20 protein-coding genes are annotated in these 19430 nt (G+C 54.9%); 14 read left to right on the plus strand and 6 right to left on the minus strand.

Annotation, left to right across the window (positions count from 1 at the left end; all coding sequences use genetic code 11):
- Positions 1–5: 5 nt before the first annotated feature.
- Genes rlmN through der form a run of 10 tightly spaced genes read left to right on the plus strand, consistent with a single transcriptional unit; the run spans position 6 to position 10505 of the window.
- Positions 6–1109 carry a dual-specificity RNA methyltransferase RlmN gene (rlmN, locus tag FNL37_RS05660; RefSeq protein ID WP_013442494.1) on the plus strand — a complete coding sequence of 368 codons (1104 nt, stop codon included), beginning with the start codon at positions 6–8 and terminating at the stop codon, positions 1107–1109.
- Positions 1106–1861 (plus strand): type IV pilus biogenesis/stability protein PilW, encoded by a 756-nt coding sequence (pilW, locus tag FNL37_RS05665; protein WP_015830368.1) that lies wholly within the window; start codon positions 1106–1108, stop codon positions 1859–1861. The genes rlmN and pilW overlap by 4 nt, the downstream gene beginning before the upstream one ends.
- Positions 1858–2868, plus strand: a complete 1011-nt coding sequence (locus tag FNL37_RS05670) for a helix-turn-helix domain-containing protein (protein WP_159355436.1) — start codon at positions 1858–1860, stop codon at positions 2866–2868. The genes pilW and FNL37_RS05670 overlap by 4 nt, the downstream gene beginning before the upstream one ends.
- Before the next feature lie 2 nt (positions 2869–2870).
- Positions 2871–4157 (plus strand): flavodoxin-dependent (E)-4-hydroxy-3-methylbut-2-enyl-diphosphate synthase, encoded by a 1287-nt coding sequence (ispG, locus tag FNL37_RS05675; protein ID WP_013442491.1) that lies wholly within the window; start codon positions 2871–2873, stop codon positions 4155–4157.
- 19 nt (positions 4158–4176) lie between these two features.
- Entirely contained in the window at positions 4177–5433 is a 1257-nt protein-coding gene (hisS, locus tag FNL37_RS05680) for a histidine--tRNA ligase (RefSeq protein WP_159355437.1), read from the plus strand.
- A gap of 4 nt (positions 5434–5437) precedes the next feature.
- The gene (locus FNL37_RS05685; protein ID WP_159355439.1) at positions 5438–6274 is read left to right on the plus strand and encodes an ATP-binding cassette domain-containing protein; all 837 of its coding nucleotides are present in this window, start codon (positions 5438–5440) and stop codon (positions 6272–6274) included.
- A complete protein-coding gene (locus FNL37_RS05690) occupies positions 6271–7089 on the plus strand; it encodes an ATP-binding cassette domain-containing protein (RefSeq protein ID WP_159355441.1) in 819 nt (272 codons plus the stop codon). Before FNL37_RS05685 ends, FNL37_RS05690 begins: the two co-directional genes overlap by 4 nt.
- A gap of 44 nt (positions 7090–7133) precedes the next feature.
- Positions 7134–7760, plus strand: coding sequence for a tetratricopeptide repeat protein (locus FNL37_RS05695; protein ID WP_013442487.1), 627 nt, complete (start codon positions 7134–7136; stop codon positions 7758–7760).
- Positions 7761–7763: 3 nt separating this feature from the next.
- Entirely contained in the window at positions 7764–8930 is a 1167-nt protein-coding gene (bamB, locus tag FNL37_RS05700; RefSeq protein ID WP_159355442.1) for an outer membrane protein assembly factor BamB, read from the plus strand.
- A gap of 3 nt (positions 8931–8933) precedes the next feature.
- Positions 8934–10505, plus strand: coding sequence for a ribosome biogenesis GTPase Der (der, locus tag FNL37_RS05705; RefSeq protein ID WP_013442485.1), 1572 nt, complete (start codon positions 8934–8936; stop codon positions 10503–10505).
- 24 nt (positions 10506–10529) lie between these two features.
- Here the strand turns inward: der and FNL37_RS05710 are convergent, their stop codons facing one another.
- A complete protein-coding gene (locus tag FNL37_RS05710) occupies positions 10530–11336 on the minus strand; it encodes an outer membrane protein assembly factor BamD (RefSeq protein ID WP_015830362.1) in 807 nt (268 codons plus the stop codon).
- A gap of 40 nt (positions 11337–11376) precedes the next feature.
- Here FNL37_RS05710 and rluD point away from each other — a divergent pair, with 40 nt between their 5' ends.
- Together rluD and pgeF are read left to right on the plus strand one after the other, a co-directional pair.
- Positions 11377–12441, plus strand: a complete 1065-nt coding sequence (rluD, locus tag FNL37_RS05715; protein WP_159355444.1) for a 23S rRNA pseudouridine(1911/1915/1917) synthase RluD — start codon at positions 11377–11379, stop codon at positions 12439–12441.
- Positions 12428–13168: a peptidoglycan editing factor PgeF gene (gene pgeF / locus FNL37_RS05720; protein WP_159356164.1), complete on the plus strand. Its 741-nt coding sequence runs from the start codon at positions 12428–12430 to the stop codon at positions 13166–13168. The genes rluD and pgeF overlap by 14 nt, the downstream gene beginning before the upstream one ends.
- A 19-nt stretch (positions 13169–13187) precedes the next feature.
- On the opposite strand, the gene FNL37_RS05725 is transcribed toward pgeF, so the two are convergent.
- From FNL37_RS05725 to FNL37_RS05735, 3 genes are all read right to left on the minus strand, one after another.
- Positions 13188–15332, minus strand: a complete 2145-nt coding sequence (locus FNL37_RS05725) for a TonB-dependent receptor domain-containing protein (protein ID WP_244948213.1) — start codon at positions 15330–15332, stop codon at positions 13188–13190.
- 164 nt (positions 15333–15496) lie between these two features.
- Positions 15497–16177, minus strand: coding sequence for a PEP-CTERM sorting domain-containing protein (locus FNL37_RS05730; RefSeq protein ID WP_159355448.1), 681 nt, complete (start codon positions 16175–16177; stop codon positions 15497–15499).
- Between the two features lie 127 nt (positions 16178–16304).
- The gene (locus tag FNL37_RS05735; RefSeq protein ID WP_159355450.1) at positions 16305–16532 is read right to left on the minus strand and encodes a hypothetical protein; all 228 of its coding nucleotides are present in this window, start codon (positions 16530–16532) and stop codon (positions 16305–16307) included.
- 131 nt (positions 16533–16663) lie between these two features.
- Between FNL37_RS05735 and FNL37_RS05740 the strand changes: the two genes are divergently transcribed.
- Positions 16664–17458: a ZIP family metal transporter gene (locus FNL37_RS05740; RefSeq protein WP_159355452.1), complete on the plus strand. Its 795-nt coding sequence runs from the start codon at positions 16664–16666 to the stop codon at positions 17456–17458.
- Here the strand turns inward: FNL37_RS05740 and FNL37_RS05745 are convergent.
- Entirely contained in the window at positions 17402–17638 is a 237-nt protein-coding gene (locus tag FNL37_RS05745; RefSeq protein WP_015830355.1) for a hypothetical protein, read from the minus strand. The two genes, FNL37_RS05740 and FNL37_RS05745, sit on opposite strands and share 57 nt — an antisense overlap.
- Before the next feature lie 60 nt (positions 17639–17698).
- Between FNL37_RS05745 and rimO the strand changes: the two genes are divergently transcribed.
- Positions 17699–19024 carry a 30S ribosomal protein S12 methylthiotransferase RimO gene (rimO, locus tag FNL37_RS05750; protein ID WP_013442477.1) on the plus strand — a complete coding sequence of 442 codons (1326 nt, stop codon included), beginning with the start codon at positions 17699–17701 and terminating at the stop codon, positions 19022–19024.
- Between the two features lie 34 nt (positions 19025–19058).
- Here the strand turns inward: rimO and FNL37_RS05755 are convergent, their stop codons facing one another.
- Entirely contained in the window at positions 19059–19400 is a 342-nt protein-coding gene (locus FNL37_RS05755; RefSeq protein ID WP_159355454.1) for a hypothetical protein, read from the minus strand.
- Between the last annotated feature and the right edge of the window lie 30 nt (positions 19401–19430).

Raw genomic sequence — 19430 nt, forward strand, 5'->3', positions numbered from 1 at the left:
TTGCAATGACCGTTAATCTGCTCAATTACAGCCAGCCTCAACTCGCCGAGTATTTTCACGGCCTGGGCGAAAAGCCTTTTCGCGCCAAACAGTTGATGCGCTGGATGCATCACTTCGGGGTGCATGATTTTGATCAGATGACGGATATTGCCAAATCGCTGCGCGACAAGCTGAAAGACCAGGCGGAAATCACCCCGCCTGGAATCAAGCTTGAGCAGATTTCTGAAGATGGCACCCGTAAATGGCTGATTGATGCCGGGACCGGAAACGGGGTGGAAACGGTATTCATCCCCGAAGCCGAGCGCGGTACGCTGTGTGTCTCTTCACAAGTCGGTTGTGCGCTGGAATGTACGTTTTGCTCTACGGGGCGCCAGGGTTTTAATCGCAATTTGAGCGTGTCTGAAATCATCGGCCAGCTGTGGGTCGCCAACAAAGCGTTGGGGCGTGACCCCAAGGGCGATCGCATTATCAGTAATGTGGTGATGATGGGCATGGGCGAGCCGCTGGCCAATTTTGATAATGTGGTCACGGCCCTCAATATCATGCTGGATGACTCGGCTTATGGCCTGAGTCGTCGACGCGTCACCGTTTCCACCTCGGGCATGGTGCCTGCCATGGATCGTCTGCGTGAGGCTTGTCCAGTGGCACTCGCCGTGTCACTGCATGCACCAAACGATGCCCTGCGTGATGTCATTGTGCCTATCAACAAGAAATACCCGATCAAGGAGCTGATGGCCGCTTGCCAGCGCTATCTTGAAAAAGCCCCGCGCGACTTCGTGACATTTGAATATGTGATGCTGGATGGGGTGAACGACAGCGTGGAGCACGCCCGTCAGTTGCTGGATATCGTGCGCGATGTGCCATGCAAATTCAACCTCATTCCATTCAATCCGTTCCCTAATAGTGGCTATGACACATCCAAGCCCGAGGCGATTCGTCGTTTCCGCGATGTCCTGATGCAGGCAGATTACGTCGTCACAACACGCAAGACGCGAGGCGATGATATCGATGCGGCCTGTGGTCAGCTGGCTGGCAAGGTGCAGGACAAAACGCGGCGTACTGAACGCAACAAGGTCATGCAGGTTATATCGGTGGAGAAAACAGTTTGAAACGTTGGCTGATGGTAGTGTTGATCGGCCTGGCTGGATGCGCTGAGCAGCAAGCCCAGCCTTACAGTGCTGGCGAAACGAGTGCACGCGAGCGTGCCCGTGTTCATACGGAGCTGGGTGCGGGGTATTTTGCGCAGAACCAGATGGCGATTGCGCTCGAAGAGTTTACCGAGGCTATTCGTATTGATGGCAGCTATGCCATGGCCTATAACGGTCTGGGGCTGGTGTATGGCGCATTGCGGGAAGATGCCAAGGCCGACAGCAACTTCAAGCGCGCCTTGCAGATTGAGCCCAATAATTCGGAGTCGCGCAACAATTACGGCTCCTTCCTGTGCTCGCGCAACCGCATTGATGAGTCCATCGTGCAATTTACCGAGGCGGTTAAAAACCCGCTGTATGCCACGCCAGGGGTGGCCTATATGAATGCCGGGATTTGCGCGCTGAAGAAAAAGGATGAAAAGTCTGCAGAGGGCTATCTTGAGAAAGCCTTGCAGGCGCAGCCTCTGTTACAAACCGCCGCCTATCAGTTGGCGACCATCCAGTTTAATCGAGGCCAGGTGGGTATTGCGCGCAATACCCTGAAAAATGCCCTGGTCAATAACCCTGGGCCAGATACTTTATGGCTGGGTATTCGCATCGAACGCATCCTGGGTGATCGCGATGCAGAAGCAAGCTATGCCTTGTTGCTGCGTAAAAAATACCCGAATTCCGAACAAACCAAGGCACTTCTTTCAGGGCAACAAGCGCAATGACGGAAACCACACCAGTAACACCTGATACGCAGGAAGCCGCAAGTACTGCGTCTTCTCATGCATCCTCCATCGGCGCCATCTTGCGTGCAGCGCGTGAGCAAAAGGGCTTGTCTGTCATCGACATTCATGCGCGCCTGCGCATCAGTGAGCGCCAGATACATGCGCTGGAGACCGATGACTTTTCCTTGCTGCCCGAGCCTACCATTGCCCGTGGCTTCATACGCAATTACGCCAAGTTTCTTGAGATTGATGCCGAGCCTCTACTGGCAGCTTACCGCGCGCAAATGCCTTCGGAAGAGCAAAAGAATATCAGTATCCCATCGGCCAACATCCCCATTACCCAGTCGCGTACTACGGATTGGAAAAAGTACATCTATGCCAGCGTGCTGGTGCTACTGGGGGCAGGTGTCTGGCTGTTGTATGACGAGAATTTGATACCGGGTATTCCTGATCTGCATCTAGGTAGCAGCAGTAGCGAAGTGAGTCCTGCTCAGGGAGAAAGCCTGCCACAAGCAGCCCTGCCAGCGGCCGAACGAGAGTCCGCCGCTGCACAGGCGCCTGCGCAAGGCGAGGCCTTTGCGCTTCCTCCTGAGCAAACAAGTGATCAGGCAAGCGCTGTACCCGCGGTAGAGCCACAGGCCGCTCCTGCGGCTGCCGTTCCTTCTACACCATCTGCTACAGCGCCTGCTGCACAGCCATTGCCAGCCGCGCCCGCTGCAACAGCCGCTCCCGCGAGCACTAATGCTGACAGCACGACTTCTTCCGTGGCCTTGCATAAGGTCCGCATGGTGTTTACCGAAGATAGCTGGGTCAGCATTGTGGATCGCCATGGCAAAGAAATTTTCAATAAAACCAAGCGTGCCGGTAGCGAAGACGCCGTGGAGGGTGAACCTCCCCTGAAGGTGACCATCGGTAACGCTGCCGGTAGCCAATTGATTTATGACGATAAACCGGTGGATACCGCGCCATACAACCGGCTTAACGTCGTCCGCATTACACTGGAGTAATCGTGAGTCAGCAACAAGCCTTGAAACGCCGCCCCTGCAATCTGGTGATGGTGGGACATGTTCCCTTGGGCGGCGGCGCCCCGGTAGTCGTGCAATCCATGACCAATACCGATACCGCTGATGCGGCTGCGACTGTCCAGCAAGTATTTGAGCTGTGGCAGGCAGGTTCCGAGCTGGTGCGTATTACCGTCAATTCCCCTGAAGCCGCCGCGCAAGTTAGCACCATTCGCCGTGAACTGGATGCCATGGGCTGTAATGTCCCGCTCGTAGGCGACTTTCACTACAACGGACACAAACTGCTGGCGCAATATCCTGATTGTGCTGAAGCGTTGGCCAAATACCGTATCAATCCCGGCAATGTCGGCAAAGGCAGCAAGCGCGATGAGCAGTTTGCCGCCATGATAGAAGCGGCCATCCATTACCAGAAGCCCGTGCGCATCGGCGTGAACTGGGGCAGTCTGGATCAGGAAAAAATGGCGCGCATGATGGACGAAAACGCACAGCGTGCGGAACCCTTGTCGGCCGATGCCCTGATGCGCGAAGCCCTTATTCAATCGGCCCTGGAAAGCGCTGCCCAGGCCGAAGCGCTGGGTCTGCCATCCAATTTCATTACCATTTCCTGCAAGGTAAGTGATGTACAGGATCTGGTGACCGTATACCGTGATCTTGCTTCCCGTTGCACTTATCCCTTGCACCTTGGATTGACCGAAGCCGGCATGGGATCCAAAGGCATCGTGGCCTCTACAGCGGCGCTGGCATTGTTGCTGCAAGAGGGCATAGGCGACACCATCCGTGTATCCCTCACGCCTGAGCCGGGAGAGGCCCGCACCAAGGAAGTGGTCGTGGCGCAAGAAATTTTGCAGGTGATGGGAATCCGTTCTTTTACGCCGCTGGTAACAGCTTGCCCTGGCTGTGGCCGCACTACCTCTACGTTCTTCCAGGAACTCGCCCAAAAAATCCAGCGCTATCTGCGTGAACAAATGCCGATATGGCGCAGTCAGTACCCGGGTGTGGAAACGATGAGCGTTGCTGTCATGGGGTGTGTCGTTAACGGCCCTGGAGAATCCAAGCTGGCGAATATTGGCATCAGCCTGCCGGGGACGGGGGAAGTGCCTGTGGCGCCTGTCTTTGTGGATGGCCAGAAAACCGTCACCCTCAAGGGTGACGCGATTGCTGAAGAGTTTCAGACGATAGTGGAAGACTACGTACAAAAGAATTACGCCGAGGGCGGCAAACTGCGTCAGTCGCTGCCATTGCAGCAAAAGACCATTCCGCTTAAGGCAATATAAAAAGCAATTAATAAATAACATGGCTGATAAATTTCAAAGCATCAAAGGTTTTTACGACATCTTGCCCGAGCAAACTGCGCTCTGGCAAAAGCTGGAAGACACGGCTCGTCAGGTTCTGGGCCAGTATGGCTATCGCAATATACGCATGCCTATTGTTGAGCCCACCGATCTTTTCATTCGCAGCGTGGGCGAGCACACCGATATCGTGGAAAAAGAGATGTACTCCTGGGTTGATGCGCTGAATGGTGACAAGCTGACCCTGCGGCCAGAAGGCACGGCGGGCTGCGTGCGGGCCGTGGTAGAGCACAGTCTGACCTACAATGGTCCGCAGCGCTTGTGGTATATGGGCCCGATGTTCCGTCATGAAAATGTACAAAAGGGCCGCCAGCGCCAGTTTCATCAGATAGGCGTGGAAGCATTCGGTTATGCCCAGCCCGAAGTCGATGCCGAGCAGATCATGCTGCTGGCCCGCTTGTGGCGCGCACTGGGCTTGACTGACGTTGAGCTGCAACTGAACACCATAGGCGATGCTGCCGAGCGGGCGGAATACCGTCAGGTACTCATCGCTTATTTTGAGCAACACGCCGACCTGCTGGATGAGGATGCCAAGCGTCGCCTGCATACCAATCCCTTGCGTATTCTGGATAGCAAGAATCCCCGCATGCAGGCCATGATAGAAGGCGCGCCGCGCTTGCTGGATACCCTGGGTGGGGAAAGTCGTGCCCACTTTGATGCGGTGTGTGCATTGTTAAAAGCAGCGAATATTCCTTTTGTGTTGAATACCCGTCTGGTGCGCGGTCTGGATTATTACAACCGTACCGTGTTTGAGTGGGTGACAACCCGTCTCGGCAGCCAGGGCACCATTGCCGGTGGTGGGCGTTACGATACCCTGGTCGAGCGCTTGGGTGGCGATGCTACGCCAGCTTGCGGCTTTGGCATTGGTCTTGAGCGCGTATTTCTGCTGATGCAGGAATATGGTATCGAGGCCGCGCAAGGGTTAGACGGTTATCTGGTGAATCTGGGTGAGCAGGCCGAAAAGCTGGCACCTCAAGTGGCTGAGCAATTGCGCGATGCCGGTATTTCGGTTGCGTTGCATGCCGGCGGCGGCAGCTTCAAGTCGCAAATGAAAAAAGCGGACCGCAGCGGTGCGCGTTTCGCATTGATCCTTGGCGATGATGAAGCCCAGGCTGGCCAGATCACCCTCAAGCCCATGCTGGGCGGGGGCGAGCAACAACGACTCGATTTGCTACAGGCGATACAACATTTGAAGGAGTGAGCCCATGACTGCCTTGCTGCGCATGGAAGAACTGACGGTTGTCCCGGTTAAATCGCCCCAGCGCAAGCTGGTCAATCAGGTATCTTTTGTGCTGGAGTCAGGCAAAACCACTTGCGTGGTAGGCGAGTCGGGCAGCGGCAAAAGCCTCACAGCGCTGTCAGTGATGGGGCTTCTGTCCGAGCAATTGCAGCGCATCCATGGCCGTGTCATTTTTCAGGGGCGTGATCTCGCCTCCCTGAGTCCGGAAGAAATGCGCGGCATACGCGGCAAGCAAATTGGCATGATTTTTCAGGAGCCAATGACTTCGCTGAATCCTGTGCTGAAGGTGGGCTACCAGATAGGGGAGAGCCTGACCGAGCATCTTGGCCTGCGCGGAAAAGCCTTGCGGGCAAAGGTTGGCAGCCTGCTTGAGCAGGTCGGCATACCGGCAGAGCGTGCAGACAGTTATCCCGATGAGCTTTCTGGTGGACAGCGCCAGCGTGTGATGATTGCCATGAGTATTGCCTGCGAGCCTGCCATGCTGATTGCCGATGAACCGACGACCGCGCTGGATGTGACCGTGCAGGCACAGATTCTCAAATTGCTGGACGAACTCAAGACCCGCATGAACATGGGCATGCTGTTCATTACCCATGATTTTGGCGTGGTGGCGGATATTGCTGACGATGTGGTGGTCATGTTCCGTGGCGAGATTGTCGAGTCCGGCCCGGTGGCAGAGGTGCTCGGCAATCCGCAGCATCCTTATACCAAGGCCTTGCTGGATTGTGTGCCCGATGCCGATGGTAAAAAGCCGTTAAAGCCGATTGATTATGCCTGGCTAACAAATGGAGCCCACCCATGAGTGAACCGATTCTGGTTGCCAATCATCTGGTCAAGACATATCCCCAGCGTGGCGGATTGTTTGGCCTGGGTCAGCAAAAGGTAAAGGCGCTGGATGATGTCAGCATACAGCTGAATGCCGGTGAAACGCTGGCTGTCGTTGGCGAGTCGGGTAGTGGCAAGTCCACCCTGGCCCGTTGTCTGTTACAATTGCTGCCCCTGGATAGTGGCGAAGTGCAATTTCAAGGCCATGACCTGGCCAAATTGTCCGGCAAGGACTTGCGCGCGATACGTCGCGATCTGCAAATGGTGTTTCAGGATCCGTTTGCCTCGTTGAATCCGCGCATGCGCGTCGGTGAAATTATTGCCGAAGGCCTGTTGATTCATGATCTTGGCACTGCATCCGAGCGGCAACGCAAGGTCGTACAGATGGTGAAGCGGGTGGGCCTGAGCGAGGCTGATTTGCAGAAATACCCGCATGAGTTTTCCGGTGGCCAGCGTCAGCGTATAGGTATCGCCCGTGCTTTGGTGCTTGAGCCCAAGGTGGTGGTCTGCGATGAACCGGTTTCGGCGCTGGATGTTTCCATTCAAGCGCAGATATTGCTGCTCTTGCGCGAACTGCAGCAGGAAATGCAGCTGAGCTACCTTTTCATCACACATGATTTACGTGTGGTGCGTCATATTGCGGATCAGGTAGCGGTCATGTACAAGGGGATGGTGGTGGAGCAGGGGGATGTAGACTCCCTGTATCATTCGCCCCAGCAGGAATATACCCGGAATCTGCTAAATGCGATTCCAGGGCGTCGGCCGTTGGCGGGTTTGGCCGCGGCAGGCTAATCAGGTGCAAGTTGATAATTAACCTTGAATTTTAGGATGGCGTAATGGCATACGATTTGGAAGAACAAGAACAGTTGGACGCGCTGAAAAGCTGGTGGAAAACCAACGGTAAATATGTTCAGGCACTGCTGATTGCAGTTGTGATCGGTCTGGCAGGCTACAAGGGCTGGAATTATTACCTTAATCAGCAGGCGATCAAGGCTTCTGCCAAGTATCAGGCCATGACCCAACTGGATATCAAGGATACCCAGGCGATTCAGGCCGCGGCCGGTGAACTCATGGATAACTTTTCCACGACGCCTTATGCCGCGCGTGCTGCAATTGCGGCGGCCAAGGTGAGTTACACCAGTAAAGACCTGGCAAGTGCCAAGCGTCAACTGGCTTGGGCAGCCGAGCATGCCAAGGAAGACCAGGTGGCTGCTGTGGCCATGCTGCAACTGGCAGGTATCCAGTTTGAAGAAAAAGACCATGAAGCTGCGTTGAAGACGCTGGCACAAAAACACGATGCCGCGTTCGACGGTTTGTTTGCTGATCTCAAGGGTGACATTCTGCTGGCACAAGGCAAAAAGGCCGAAGCCAAACAGGCCTATGAAGAAGCATTGCTCAAACTGGACGAGCAAGGCCGCTATCGCCGCTTTACTGAGCATAAACTGGAATCCTTGGGGAGCTAAACCTTGCGTCAGATTTCATTAGCCGTGCTGATTGCACTGGCGATCAGCGGTTGTTCCACCATCAGTGACATGAAGACCGATATTTCGGAGCGCATGTTTGGCCGTGAGTTGAGTGACCCACCTGCTGAACTGGTCGATTTCAAAGCCAGCATGACGCCGAAAATCATGTGGCGTGCCAGTCTTGGCGCTGCCGATGATTACGACTTCACCCCGGCATCGATCAACGGTCAGGTGTTTGCCGCCAATGCCGCTGGCGACATCTTCAAGTTTGATGCCATCAAGGGTACCCAGGTGTGGAAGGTTAACGCTGGTCAGCGCTTATCCGGTGGTGTTGGCGTAGGTACTGATCTGGTACTGGTTGGTACGGCCTCTGGCTATGTTGTCGCCTATGATCAGGCAGGCAAAATGCTATGGAAATCCAAGGTGAGCAGCGAAGTACTGAGCGCCCCGCAAGTCAATAATGGTGTGGTCGTCGTCCGTTGCGGCGATAGCCGTATTTTCGGTCTTAACGCGGTAGATGGTGCTCGCAAGTGGGTATATGAGCGCGCTACCCCGGCATTGAGCCTGCGCAGCAGCGCGGGCGTTGCAGTGGATGGTGGCGCGGCTTATGCTGGCTTTGCCGGTGGAAAGCTGATTGCCTTGCGCGTGGAAGATGGCAAGGTCATCTGGGAAGCCTCAGTTGCCCAACCCAAGGGTACAACAGAAATCGAGCGTATCGCAGACATTACCAGCCTGCCGGTGGTGGATGGTCCTTTGGTCTATGCAGTGGCATACCAGGGCAAGATCGCAGCAGTTGACCGTGCGACTGGCCGTGTGAGCTGGGGCCGCGATATTTCCAGCTATACCGGTCTTAATTCTGAAGATGCGCGCGTGTATGTTTCCCATGCGACCGGCTCGGTCTACGCGCTGGAATATTCCAGCGGCAAGACGTTCTGGCGTCAGGGCGACCTCAAAAATCGTCAGCTCAGCGCACCGTTGCCCATGGGCGGCGTGGTGGCGGTGGGCGATATTCAAGGCTATGTGCATTTCCTCGGGCGTGAAGATGGCGCTTTTGAAGGCCGTATCCGCACCGAAGATAGCCCCGTCATGCCACAAATGCTCGCGCTGGGCACCAACGGTATTCTGGTCCAAACCCGCAAGGGTGGGCTTTACGCAATCTCACTGAAATAATCCATGCTACCCACCATCGTACTGGTCGGCCGTCCCAATGTCGGCAAATCCACGCTTTTTAACCGGCTGACCAAGAGCCGGGATGCGCTGGTGGCCGATCTGCCCGGCCTGACCCGCGATCGCCACTACGGACGTGGCATCGGTGGCGACAAGCCATTTCTGGTGGTGGATACCGGCGGTTTTGAGCCGCTGGTGGATAGCGGTATTCTGAAAGAAATGGCCAAGCAAACCTTGCTGGCGATTGATGAAGCCGATGTCGTGATCTTCATGGTGGATGGCCGTAATGGCCTGGCACCGCAGGATAAGGTCATCGCAGACCGTCTGCGCAAAAGTCAGCGCCCGGTGCTGCTTGCGGTTAACAAGACCGAAGGCATGCAACGCGCCATTGTCAGTGCAGAATTCCACGAGCTCGGCCTGGGCGATCCACTGTCTATCTCTTCTGCCCACGGCGAAGGGGTACGCGACCTGGTGGAACTGGCGCTGGCGGATTTTCCCGAGCCAGAACCTGAAGAAGAAAACGATGGCAGCCGCACGCCCAAGGTGGCGATTGTCGGTCGGCCGAATGTGGGCAAATCTACGCTGGTCAATGCCTTGCTGGGGCAGGAGCGCGTGATCGCGTTTGACCAGCCGGGTACTACGCGCGATTCCATCCATATTGATCTCGAGCGCAACGGCAAGCATTACACGATTATCGATACCGCGGGTGTGCGCAAGCGCGGCAAGGTATTTGAGGCAATCGAAAAATTCTCGGTCATCAAAACCATACAGGCGATTGAAGAAGCCAATGTTGCAATTCTGGTGGTGGATGCCCAGGAAGGCATTACCGAGCAGGATGCCCATGTGGCGGCGTATATTCTTGAAGCCGGTCGCGCGCTGGTGGTTGCCATTAACAAATGGGACGGCCTGAAAGAAGATGAGCGCGACTGGATCAAGCGCGAAATCGACCGCAAGCTGCAGTTCCTGGATTTTGCCAAATTCCATTACATTTCCGCTTTGCGCAAGAAGGGCCTGCCGGAGTTATTTACTTCGGTCGATGGCGCCTACAAGGCGGCCATGGCCAAGCTCTCCACACCGCAACTGACCCGCGTGCTGGAAGATGCCATCATTCAGCATCAGCCACCTATCAGCAAAGGCATACGCCCCAAGCTGCGTTATGCCCACCAGGGCGGTAGCAATCCGCCGATTGTAGTGATTCACGGCAACCACGTGGATGGCGTGAAGGATAGCTACAAGCGTTATCTTGAAGGTGTGTTCCGCAAGGCGTTCCAATTGACCGGTACGCCATTGCGCGTGCAATTCAACCAAGGTGCCAATCCGTTTGCCGAGCCAGAAGACAAGCGTAAAGCAGGCGAGGGTATCGTCAGCATGCGCCGTCGCAAAACGGCTCAGCGCGCTGAGCTCAATGCCAAGAGCCGTGCTGAAAAGGAGGCCTTGGCGCAACCCGCGGGTACCAAGCTCAATGCCGGTGTGAAACCTAAAGCCCCGATCAAGCCAAAGGCGCCAGCCAAACCCAGAAATGCAACAGGCGCCAAAAAGGCGCCTGCAGCGAGTAAAGGGCGCGCCAGCAAGAAGTAATGCCGGCGCTGTCTTAACGTTGAATCAAGAAGCGTAGAGCCCTTCCCAGAATTTCCACCATACACGTTCTTCTGGAACACCCTTTTTCAGCATTTTGCTGTCCGGATAGTTGGTTTGCAGCACGCGCAGGGTGTCCTGCTTCAGATCAGTCATGCCCATCAGATCGTATGCGCTGATCATGATGACCAGTGCTTCTTCCACGGAGGGTGAGTCAGGGTAAGTTTCCAGTACGAACTTGCAGCGATTGACCGAAGCCAGATAGGCCTGACGTTTCATGTAGTAGCGCGCCACATGCAGTTCACTGTTGGCCAGCATGTCCACCAGATAGGTCATGCGCAGGGTGGCATCCTTGACGTAGCGGCTGTTGGGGTAGCGGGTGACCAGTTCCTTGAGTGCAAGGAAGGATTCTCGCAATGACTTGGGGTCTCGGTCACTGATCTGTTGCTTGGTGAGCTTTTCAATCACGCCACGCTCGTTAAAGGTGGCCAGACCCTTCATGTAGTAGGCATAGTCGATGTTGGGGTGATCTGGATGCAGCTTGATGAAGCGGTCAGCCGCAGCAATGGTGGAAATCGGATCGTTGCGCTTGTAGTAGGCGTAGATCTTGTCCATTTGAGCCTGAGTAGCAAAGCGGCCATGCGGGTAGCGAGATTCCAGCGTTTCAAAATATTTGATGGCTTTTTCGTAATCGCGTGAGCGCATCTTTTCGTCGGCTTCGGTGTAAATGCGTTGCGCCGACCAGCCTTTGGTCTCGTCTAACTCAGTTGGTGCGCCGAAGATCGCGCAACCAGACAGCCAGAGTACCGCAATAAACGCTAAACTATGCTTCATTTAAAAATATCCAGATTAAAAGTCTTGTAGATTATAACCGATGACCCAAACCACTCCTATCACTCTCATTATTCCACAAGACCTTGGCGGCTTGCGACTGGATCAGGCACTGCAAAAGCTGTTGCCTGAGCATTCGCGCTCGCGTTTGCAGCAATGGATCAAGGACGGCCTGGTCACCCTGGAGCCTGCGCAGGCCGTGACGGCCAAGACCAAAGTTTGGGGCGGTGAGCGCCTGCAGGTGCAAGTGCAGCCATCGCCCGACGAACATGCGTTTGAGGCCGAGGATATTCCGCTGGATGTGCAGTATGAAGATGATCATATTTTGGTCATCAACAAACCTGCGGGCCTGGTGGTGCACCCGGCGGCGGGTAACTGGAGCGGCACGTTGCTGAACGCCTTGCTGCATCATGCGCCGGTGGTAAAAGACCTGCCACGGGCGGGGATTGTGCACCGGCTCGATAAAGATACCAGCGGCTTGCTGGTCGTCGCCAAGACGCTTACTGCGCAGACCAGTCTGGTGCGGCAGTTGCAGGCACGTACCGTCAAGCGCGAATACCGTGCCATTGTCTGGGGGCAGGTGTGGCAAAACGGACGCATCGACCAGCCGATAGGCCGCCACCCCCATGCCAGAACCAAAATGGCGATCAACCGCAATGGCAAGCCTGCGGTAACCCGCTATGAAGTTCTGGAGCGTTTTGCCGTCCACACCTATCTGCGCTGTAACCTGGAAACCGGCCGTACCCACCAGATTCGCGTCCACATGCAGCATTTGAAGGCGCCATTGGTGGGCGACCCCGTCTATGGTTTGGGAGGCATCGTGCCTCTGCGCATGATGCCGCAGCATTTGCGTGATACCGTCCTCAACTTTGGCCGTCAGGCTTTGCATGCGGTCAAACTGGGTCTGATTCACCCCGCCAGTGGCGAATTCATGGAGTGGCAGGTGGAATTGCCTGCCGATATGAAGTCTCTGCTGGAAGCCATGCGTCTGGTGCCAGTGGACGAAGTCGATCTTCCATTCGAATTTGAGGGTGATATGGATGGCGATGATCTGGACGACGCATATCCCGAGGATGAATTGCTGGACGACGATGATGAAATTGACTGATGCATGCCTGATTGTGCCGGATTGGCCTGCACCGCCCAATGTGCATGTGGTGCAAACCACGCGTATGGGCGGCGTGAGTCAGGCGCCGTATGACAGTCTCAACCTGGGAACGCATGTCGGGGATAATCCCCTGCATGTGGCGGCAAACCGGCAGCGACTGAGTGATATGTTGCCATCCGAGCCGATATGGATGGAGCAGGTGCATGGCACCATCGTGCAGGATGCAGCCTTGGCTTCTTGCGTGCCACAGGCCGATGCTGCGGTGGCGCGGCATGTGGATACCGTATGCACCGTCATGACCGCTGATTGCCTGCCCGTGCTCTTGTGCGATCAAGCCGGAACGGTGGTGGCTGCCGCGCATGCGGGCTGGCGTGGACTCAGTCAGGGTGTCATTGAGCGTACGGTCGAAGCCATGCACACACCAGCGGAAAATCTGCTGGCATGGCTGGGCCCCGCGATTGGCCGTGACGCTTTTGAAGTAGGGGATGATGTCTATCAGATATTTGTAAACCACGATGCCCAAGCGGCGGCAGCGTTTGCAGCCACGGAGAATGGCAAATGGCTAGCGGATATTTATCTGCTGGCCCGGCAACGCCTTGCTGCGCTAGGAGTGACGCGAGTCTATGGCGGCGAATATTGCACATTCCATGATGGCAGCCGTTTTTTCTCCTATCGCCGTGATGGCGCATGCGGCCGCATGGCCAGCATGATCTGGCTGGGCCGATAGTCGCCAGTGTCGGTAAAGTCTAGTAGGTAAACTCCGCGACAATCCGGATATTTCGACCCGGTGCGACATTGCCGATGGTGCCACCAAAAGCGCCATCCAGCCGGTACTCTTTGTTAGCCAGATTCTCGCCGATCAGGCGAAACCCCATGTGGGATGTCGGGGCCCAATGTATACCGGCATTAAACACTTCGTAACCATCTTGCGTGCCAAACTCCAGAGGAATGGAGCCCCCGCCTGCTGTGACTACGGTGCGCTGCGCAACCCGACGATAGCTGATATTGGCGTCCACCCTGGCATGCAGGTTTGCCCCTAACGTTATATTCAAAGCATTCCCCGGTACGGTATACAGGGGGACATATTCTTTACCATCAAATAGGGCGCCGCTGATTCGGGAATACGATACGCGGCCATACAGTTTGCCCGCCGACATTGTGCTTTCAAACTCAACGCCATTTCGACGTTCCCAGCCATCCTGAACAATCTCCCCGGCCTCGTTTTGCCGTAAAGACGTCAGCAGATGGCTGGTGCGTATATGGAAAAAATTGAGCTTGGACGTGAGCTGGATATTGCTACCGAACAATCTTGGTGTCTGGTAACTAATGCCGGCTTCAGTGGATTCCGAGGTCTGAGGGCGATAAAGATCGCCACAAATCTGCGAGGCCGGGCCGTTGGATGTGAATGCCCTCAGGCAACGGCTGAATACGCCTTGCGTGAAATATTCGTCCACCAATGGTGGACGAAACCCTTGTCCATAATTGCTGTACAGGGTGAGTTGCTGGTTCGATGCCTGAGGTAACAAGGCATAGGCTAGACCCAGACTGTAGCTTTCCTGGCGAAATTTGATAGTGGATGCCTGATCGTACTGTTCAAGCAAAGCCAAGGTGCCGCCCGCGGCCTCGACTTGGTAAAAGTCTTTGCGGAATCCGGGCATGATGCTCAAGCGTCCCAGGGTCAGTTTTGGTTGCAAATAATAGGCAACGTAGGATTTGGTACCCGGTGGTGCCGAGGCATTGAAGCCATTGGGGTAAAAGCTTTGGCTGTAAGCCGTATTGTCGTAATAGCGGCTCACTTCACGCTCGTTTTTGTTGTACTGCAGGCCCAGCAACAGTTCCAGACTCCAATCCTTGTTTTCAATCATGCGTGAACGGTTGCTGATATCGAGATTGGTTGTTTCGTATCGGTAGTAGTCATTTAGGTTGCCGCGGCAAAGAATGGGAGTGCAGAGCGGGTTGATACTCGACATGCCGGGCCGGATCAAATCGTGCAGGTCGGTATAACCTTTGCCAAATATCGCCTTGAAATCCACCCAGCGGTTATCAGGTCGGTATTGCAGGGTTTCTGACCAGGTCAGATCTTCAATGCTGCGGATGACATTGCCGAAAGTACCTGGCTGACCGCCAGTGGCATCATAAGGCTGCAGGCCACTGTCTTCAAAGCTGACCACGGAGGTGGTCAATTGCACGCTTTCGCTAGGGAATACACTGACTTTCAGCAGTTTGGAGATCGAGCTGATGGCAGAACTTTCCAACCTGACGCCCCCTGGCTGCATGATGTCGTTGGACTGGCGATTGGAGTAGTTGAAGAGAATATCAATCCGCTCATCCGGCCGTCCATACACCATGTAGGAGCGTGAATATTCGTCGTTATTATTGGCATAGCCGAATTTGGCGCGTGCACCATAGCGCTGGCCGGGTTGCAGCAGGTCGGCGGCATCTTTGGTGGTGGCAATGATGGTCCCGCCCAGTGAACCTGAGCCACTGGTAATTTGCGGCCCGCGCTGTACTTCTACGCTTTTTAGCAGTTCAGGTTCCAGAAAAGTACCGCCCATGCGGTATTTCTCAAATCCCTTGGGAATCCCATCCACCTTTACGGCCACATCTTCATTGTCGGCATAGCCGCGGATGTTGAATGACATCCCGCTTGGGCGTGGCCCGCCATTGATCGCCACACTGGGTACATCGCGTATGGCATCGAACAGGGTCGCAGGTTGCAGGCGTTCGAGATCTTCGGTGGTGATGGTGGTAATGGCGCGTGTTGTGTCGATGCGCTCATCTTCAAGCTTACGGGCACTTACGCTGACTTCGGGCAAGGTTTGCTCAGGGACAGGGGCGGCCTTTGTATTGCTATTAACCGTAGTATCTGCTGTCGTGTTTTCGGTATTCAAAAGTTCAGCGTGAGCAGGGGCAGATAGCGCATTAAGTGCGACAAGGAAAATAATCATTAGCCGTCGCGCGTCAGGCAGACGGATTCCGGCAGGCGGAATTAGCATGAGAGGAGCTCGGATCAGGACTGAAAAGCCCCGACCAGGAGTTTGGCCGGGGCGCAGGCTTATGCCAGGTTGTAGCGGTTTTTACTGCGACGTCGACCCATGAAGCCGATCAAGCCCAGGCCCGCGGCCATCATGCCGTAGGTTTCAGGCTCAGGAACGGGGGAGGTGGCAATCGGCGCAGATGGACGAGCAACGGTGGCCAGTGCCAGTTGATCCAGGCTCATACTGGAAGTGGTTGAGTTGAAGGCAAAGGTATACAGCGAAGAAGCTGCTACATTGCTCCATAGCCAGTATTGCTCTTGTTCTGCCGTAGCGCCGCCCATGACGGTGCCTTGGTCTTCATGAAATGCCAGGGTGGAGGTGGCGGCAACGCCATTCAGTGTCGCTGTGGTATTGGCCAGCGTACCCAGGGTACCTATACGCATATACACGTCAAAAAAGCCGGAGGTTGCGCTGCTGACCAGGGTAGAAACGAAGCTGGTAGCGCTTGCAAAGCTGTAAATATTGCCGCCACTGGTGACGAAGGAAGTGCCGCTGGTTTCTTTGACCGTGCCGCCAGAACCATAGTCAGCGGAGTTGTCGGTTGTACCGCCAAAGTTGTCCCATGCTGCAAAATCGGTCAGGGTTGCACTGCCCCAGGGTGCGGCAGAATCCCAGACATTGGTAGTAGCGAAGGCGGAGCCGCTGAACGCAGCGCCGAGTACCAGGGTAAGTGCGGATAGTTTTGTAGATAACGTCATGATAGTCCTCGTGAATATGCCGTTGACCCTTCCTCTCGAAGGCGCTGTTAGGCGATTGGCTCAACATTACAAATCCACGGTCCCACACCGTCGGATGAATACAACAACCGGCCTTGGCCGGGGTAAATCAGGATTCCAGCAGCGTTGCACTTTCAGATGTATGTGCTACTGCCATGCCTGTGGGTTGAAAGTCCACCACAAAGCGATATTGCTTGCCGCAGTCGATGATGACCTCTTTCTGGCCCCGGCGCAGGATGCGCATTTCCACTTTAAGATTGCCAAAGCCATCGTGCCCGATCAGCTCATCGAAGAGCGACAGCAGACATTTTTTTGCGGAGGATGGAGTAGTGGACATCGTGCAGTGCTTCCCGGTTATCGTAATTTTTCATAATGATAATGATTATCATTTGAAAGATCAAGCCTCCGATGTGCTTTGTCCGATTTCCGCATCGTGAGCATCGGGGTTATCCCGTATAATGCGCAGCTATGTCGACATTATCAGCCATCATTTTTACCAACCTGGCCGGTGGCGTACTCAGTATTCTGTGTGCAGCACTTTTTGTTTTAAAAGCCCGTCCAGCCTGGATTCCCATGCTGGTCAGCTATGCTATTGGTGCATTGCTGGGCGCAGCATTCCTTGAAATATTGCCGCACGCTTTGAATGAAGCTTCCAGTGTGGAGGCGATGGCAATGACGGTGCTGTTTGGCATCCTGTTGTTTTTCATACTGGAAAAGCTGGTGTTGTGGCGGCATTGCCATGGCAATGAATGCGAGGCGCACAGCGGTCATGAGGCGGCATCATCCTCGCATGGCCACGACCACGGGCATGATCATGGCCGTAGCGGCATGATGATCATGGTCGGCGATACCTTCCATAATTTTGTGGATGGCATATTGATTGCCGCGGCGTTTATGGTCGACATGAAGCTCGGCATGGTCACGGCTCTGGCGATTATTGCCCATGAGATTCCGCAGGAAGTAGGGGATTTCCTGATTCTGTTGCATTCGGGATATACCAAGCGTCAGGCCATTCTGCTGAATCTGCTTTCCAGCCTGGCAACTTTGGGTGGCGGTTTTCTCGCCTATTTTGCCTTGCAAACAGTACAAAGCTGGATTCCCTATATTCTGGGCTTAGCGGCTGCCAGCATGATTTATGTCGCGGTGGCCGACTTGATTCCCGGTCTGCACAAGCGCACCGAACTCAAGGCGACGGTTCAGCAGGTGCTATTGATCATGCTTGGCATTGCCTCTATCTGGCTGACCAAGTTTTTCCTGGAGTAGGGCGGCTTTTTCCTGTGCCAGTTTGCGGCGCCTGCGTTGCGGCGTACCAAACAGCCACAGCAGTAGCGCGCATGGCAGCAAGCCATAAAACACAAAGGTCAGGATGCCAGCCACCAGGCTGGGCTCGGTGGCTGCCATCAGTACAGTAACGTACAGCCAGGCGATGGCAACAATATACATAAGGGCTTTTTCAAAAACTCATGTGATATGAGTGCCCAGATTTTAATTGAGAATATACGTATGAACCAATCCATTCCAAAAGTAGGCTTTGTTTCCCTGGGCTGCCCCAAGGCATCTTCGGATTCTGAGCGCATCCTCACGCAGCTGCGCGCCGAGGGCTACAGCATTTCTGGCTCCTATCAGGATTCAGACCTGGTGGTCGTCAATACCTGCGGCTTTATTGATAGCGCAGTGCAAGAATCACTCGATGCGATTGGTGAGGCACTGGCAGAAAACGGCAAAGTCATTGTGACTGGCTGCCTGGGGGCTAAGGCGGATGTGGTGCAAAACGCGCATCCCAGCGTGCTTGCCGTCACCGGGCCGCATGCGCTGGAAGAAGTGATGACTGCTGTGCATGCCAATCTGCCTAAGCCGCATGATCCCTATACGGATCTGGTGCCGCCACAAGGCGTGCGCTTGACGCCCAAGCATTACGCTTACCTGAAAATATCCGAAGGCTGTAACCATCGCTGCAGCTTCTGCATTATCCCGTCCATGCGCGGCGATCTGGTGAGCCGCCCGATAGGGGAAGTGATGCAGGAAGCGGAAAATCTGGTCAATGCTGGTGTTTCAGAACTGCTGGTTATTTCGCAAGACACCAGCGCGTATGGTGTGGATGTCAAATACCGTACCGGCTTCTGGAATGGTCGCCCGATCAAGACACGCATGACCGAGTTGGCACGTGGTCTGGGTGATCTTGGCGTATGGGTGCGCATGCATTATGTCTACCCTTATCCGCATGTCGATGAAATTATCCCGCTGATGGCCGATGGCTTGATCCTGCCTTATCTGGATGTGCCGTTCCAGCATGCCAGCCCACGCATCCTCAAGGCAATGAAACGTCCGGCAAGCAGCGAAAACAACCTCGCGCGTATCAAGGCATGGCGTGACATCTGCCCGGATATCACTATTCGGAGCACCTTTATTACCGGCTTTCCTGGCGAGACTGAAGAAGACTTCCAGATGCTGCTGGATTTCCTGCAGGAAGCAGAGCTGGACCGTGTTGGCTGTTTTGCCTATTCCGCTGTGGATGGTGCCGCTGCGAATGCTTTGCCAGATGCGGTGCCTGAAGAGCTGAAGCAGGAACGTCTGGCGCGTTTCATGGAAGTGCAGGAAGCCATCAGCGCAGAGAAATTACAACGTCGGGTAGGGCGCCTGGAAACCGTGCTGGTGGACGAAGTCAATGGCGATGAGGCGATTGCCCGTACCATGTCCGATGCGCCCGAAATCGATGGCGTGGTGTATCTGGCAGATGCGGAAGGCTTGAATCCTGGTGATCTGGTGGAGGTGCAAATCACCGATGCCGATGGACATGATCTCTGGGGCGGCCCACCGGGGTCGATTTGAGGACCAGATAATTCTTGATCAGTGAAGATTATGGTCAGGGATTACCGAATAAATCCGGCATGATGGGCTGCGGGCGCTCGGAGTCTGCCCGCTCTTCCAGAAAGTCCAGTGTGTAGGGGCAGCGCGTTGGTTGCTTGATTGCCTTGCGTTTTTTGCCGGTTTTTTCGGTATTGACGTAGGGGGTTTGACTCACCCGAATGTAGCCTGCAGCGAGCAGTTTTTGCGTGGTGGTTTCGAACAGGCTGAGAGGATTGTCGATGTTTTGCAAGGTGATGTTGTTTTTGCTCACCTTGAGCACGTTATACATCACGAATTTGCTGGATGTCTGCTTGCCGTAGATTTCACCCTTGCAAATCTGGCCAGTCTGAAAATCCATAATCGTTCCTGAAGTGCTGTTGAACGCATG

The organism is Methylovorus glucosotrophus (assembly GCF_009858335.1).
GTDB lineage: Bacteria > Pseudomonadota > Gammaproteobacteria > Burkholderiales > Methylophilaceae > Methylovorus > Methylovorus glucosotrophus.

Excerpts from the sequence above, each read along its gene's own strand:
- FNL37_RS05740 (WP_159355452.1), top strand. The coding sequence starts at position 16,664 with ATGTCGACATTATCAGCCATCATTTTTACCAACCTGGCCGGTGGCGTA.
- FNL37_RS05730 (WP_159355448.1), bottom strand. The coding sequence starts at position 16,177 with ATGACGTTATCTACAAAACTATCCGCACTTACCCTGGTACTCGGCGCT.
- FNL37_RS05710 (WP_015830362.1), bottom strand. The coding sequence starts at position 11,336 with ATGAAGCATAGTTTAGCGTTTATTGCGGTACTCTGGCTGTCTGGTTGC.
- pgeF (WP_159356164.1), top strand. The coding sequence starts at position 12,428 with ATGAAATTGACTGATGCATGCCTGATTGTGCCGGATTGGCCTGCACCG.
- FNL37_RS05755 (WP_159355454.1), bottom strand. The coding sequence starts at position 19,400 with ATGGATTTTCAGACTGGCCAGATTTGCAAGGGTGAAATCTACGGCAAG.
- FNL37_RS05735 (WP_159355450.1), bottom strand. The coding sequence starts at position 16,532 with ATGTCCACTACTCCATCCTCCGCAAAAAAATGTCTGCTGTCGCTCTTC.
- FNL37_RS05670 (WP_159355436.1), top strand. The coding sequence starts at position 1,858 with ATGACGGAAACCACACCAGTAACACCTGATACGCAGGAAGCCGCAAGT.
- rimO (WP_013442477.1), top strand. The coding sequence starts at position 17,699 with ATGAACCAATCCATTCCAAAAGTAGGCTTTGTTTCCCTGGGCTGCCCC.
- FNL37_RS05685 (WP_159355439.1), top strand. The coding sequence starts at position 5,438 with ATGACTGCCTTGCTGCGCATGGAAGAACTGACGGTTGTCCCGGTTAAA.
- rlmN (WP_013442494.1), top strand. The coding sequence starts at position 6 with ATGACCGTTAATCTGCTCAATTACAGCCAGCCTCAACTCGCCGAGTAT.
- FNL37_RS05745 (WP_015830355.1), bottom strand. The coding sequence starts at position 17,638 with ATGTATATTGTTGCCATCGCCTGGCTGTACGTTACTGTACTGATGGCA.
- hisS (WP_159355437.1), top strand. The coding sequence starts at position 4,177 with ATGGCTGATAAATTTCAAAGCATCAAAGGTTTTTACGACATCTTGCCC.
- rluD (WP_159355444.1), top strand. The coding sequence starts at position 11,377 with ATGACCCAAACCACTCCTATCACTCTCATTATTCCACAAGACCTTGGC.
- FNL37_RS05695 (WP_013442487.1), top strand. The coding sequence starts at position 7,134 with ATGGCATACGATTTGGAAGAACAAGAACAGTTGGACGCGCTGAAAAGC.
- FNL37_RS05690 (WP_159355441.1), top strand. The coding sequence starts at position 6,271 with ATGAGTGAACCGATTCTGGTTGCCAATCATCTGGTCAAGACATATCCC.
- der (WP_013442485.1), top strand. The coding sequence starts at position 8,934 with ATGCTACCCACCATCGTACTGGTCGGCCGTCCCAATGTCGGCAAATCC.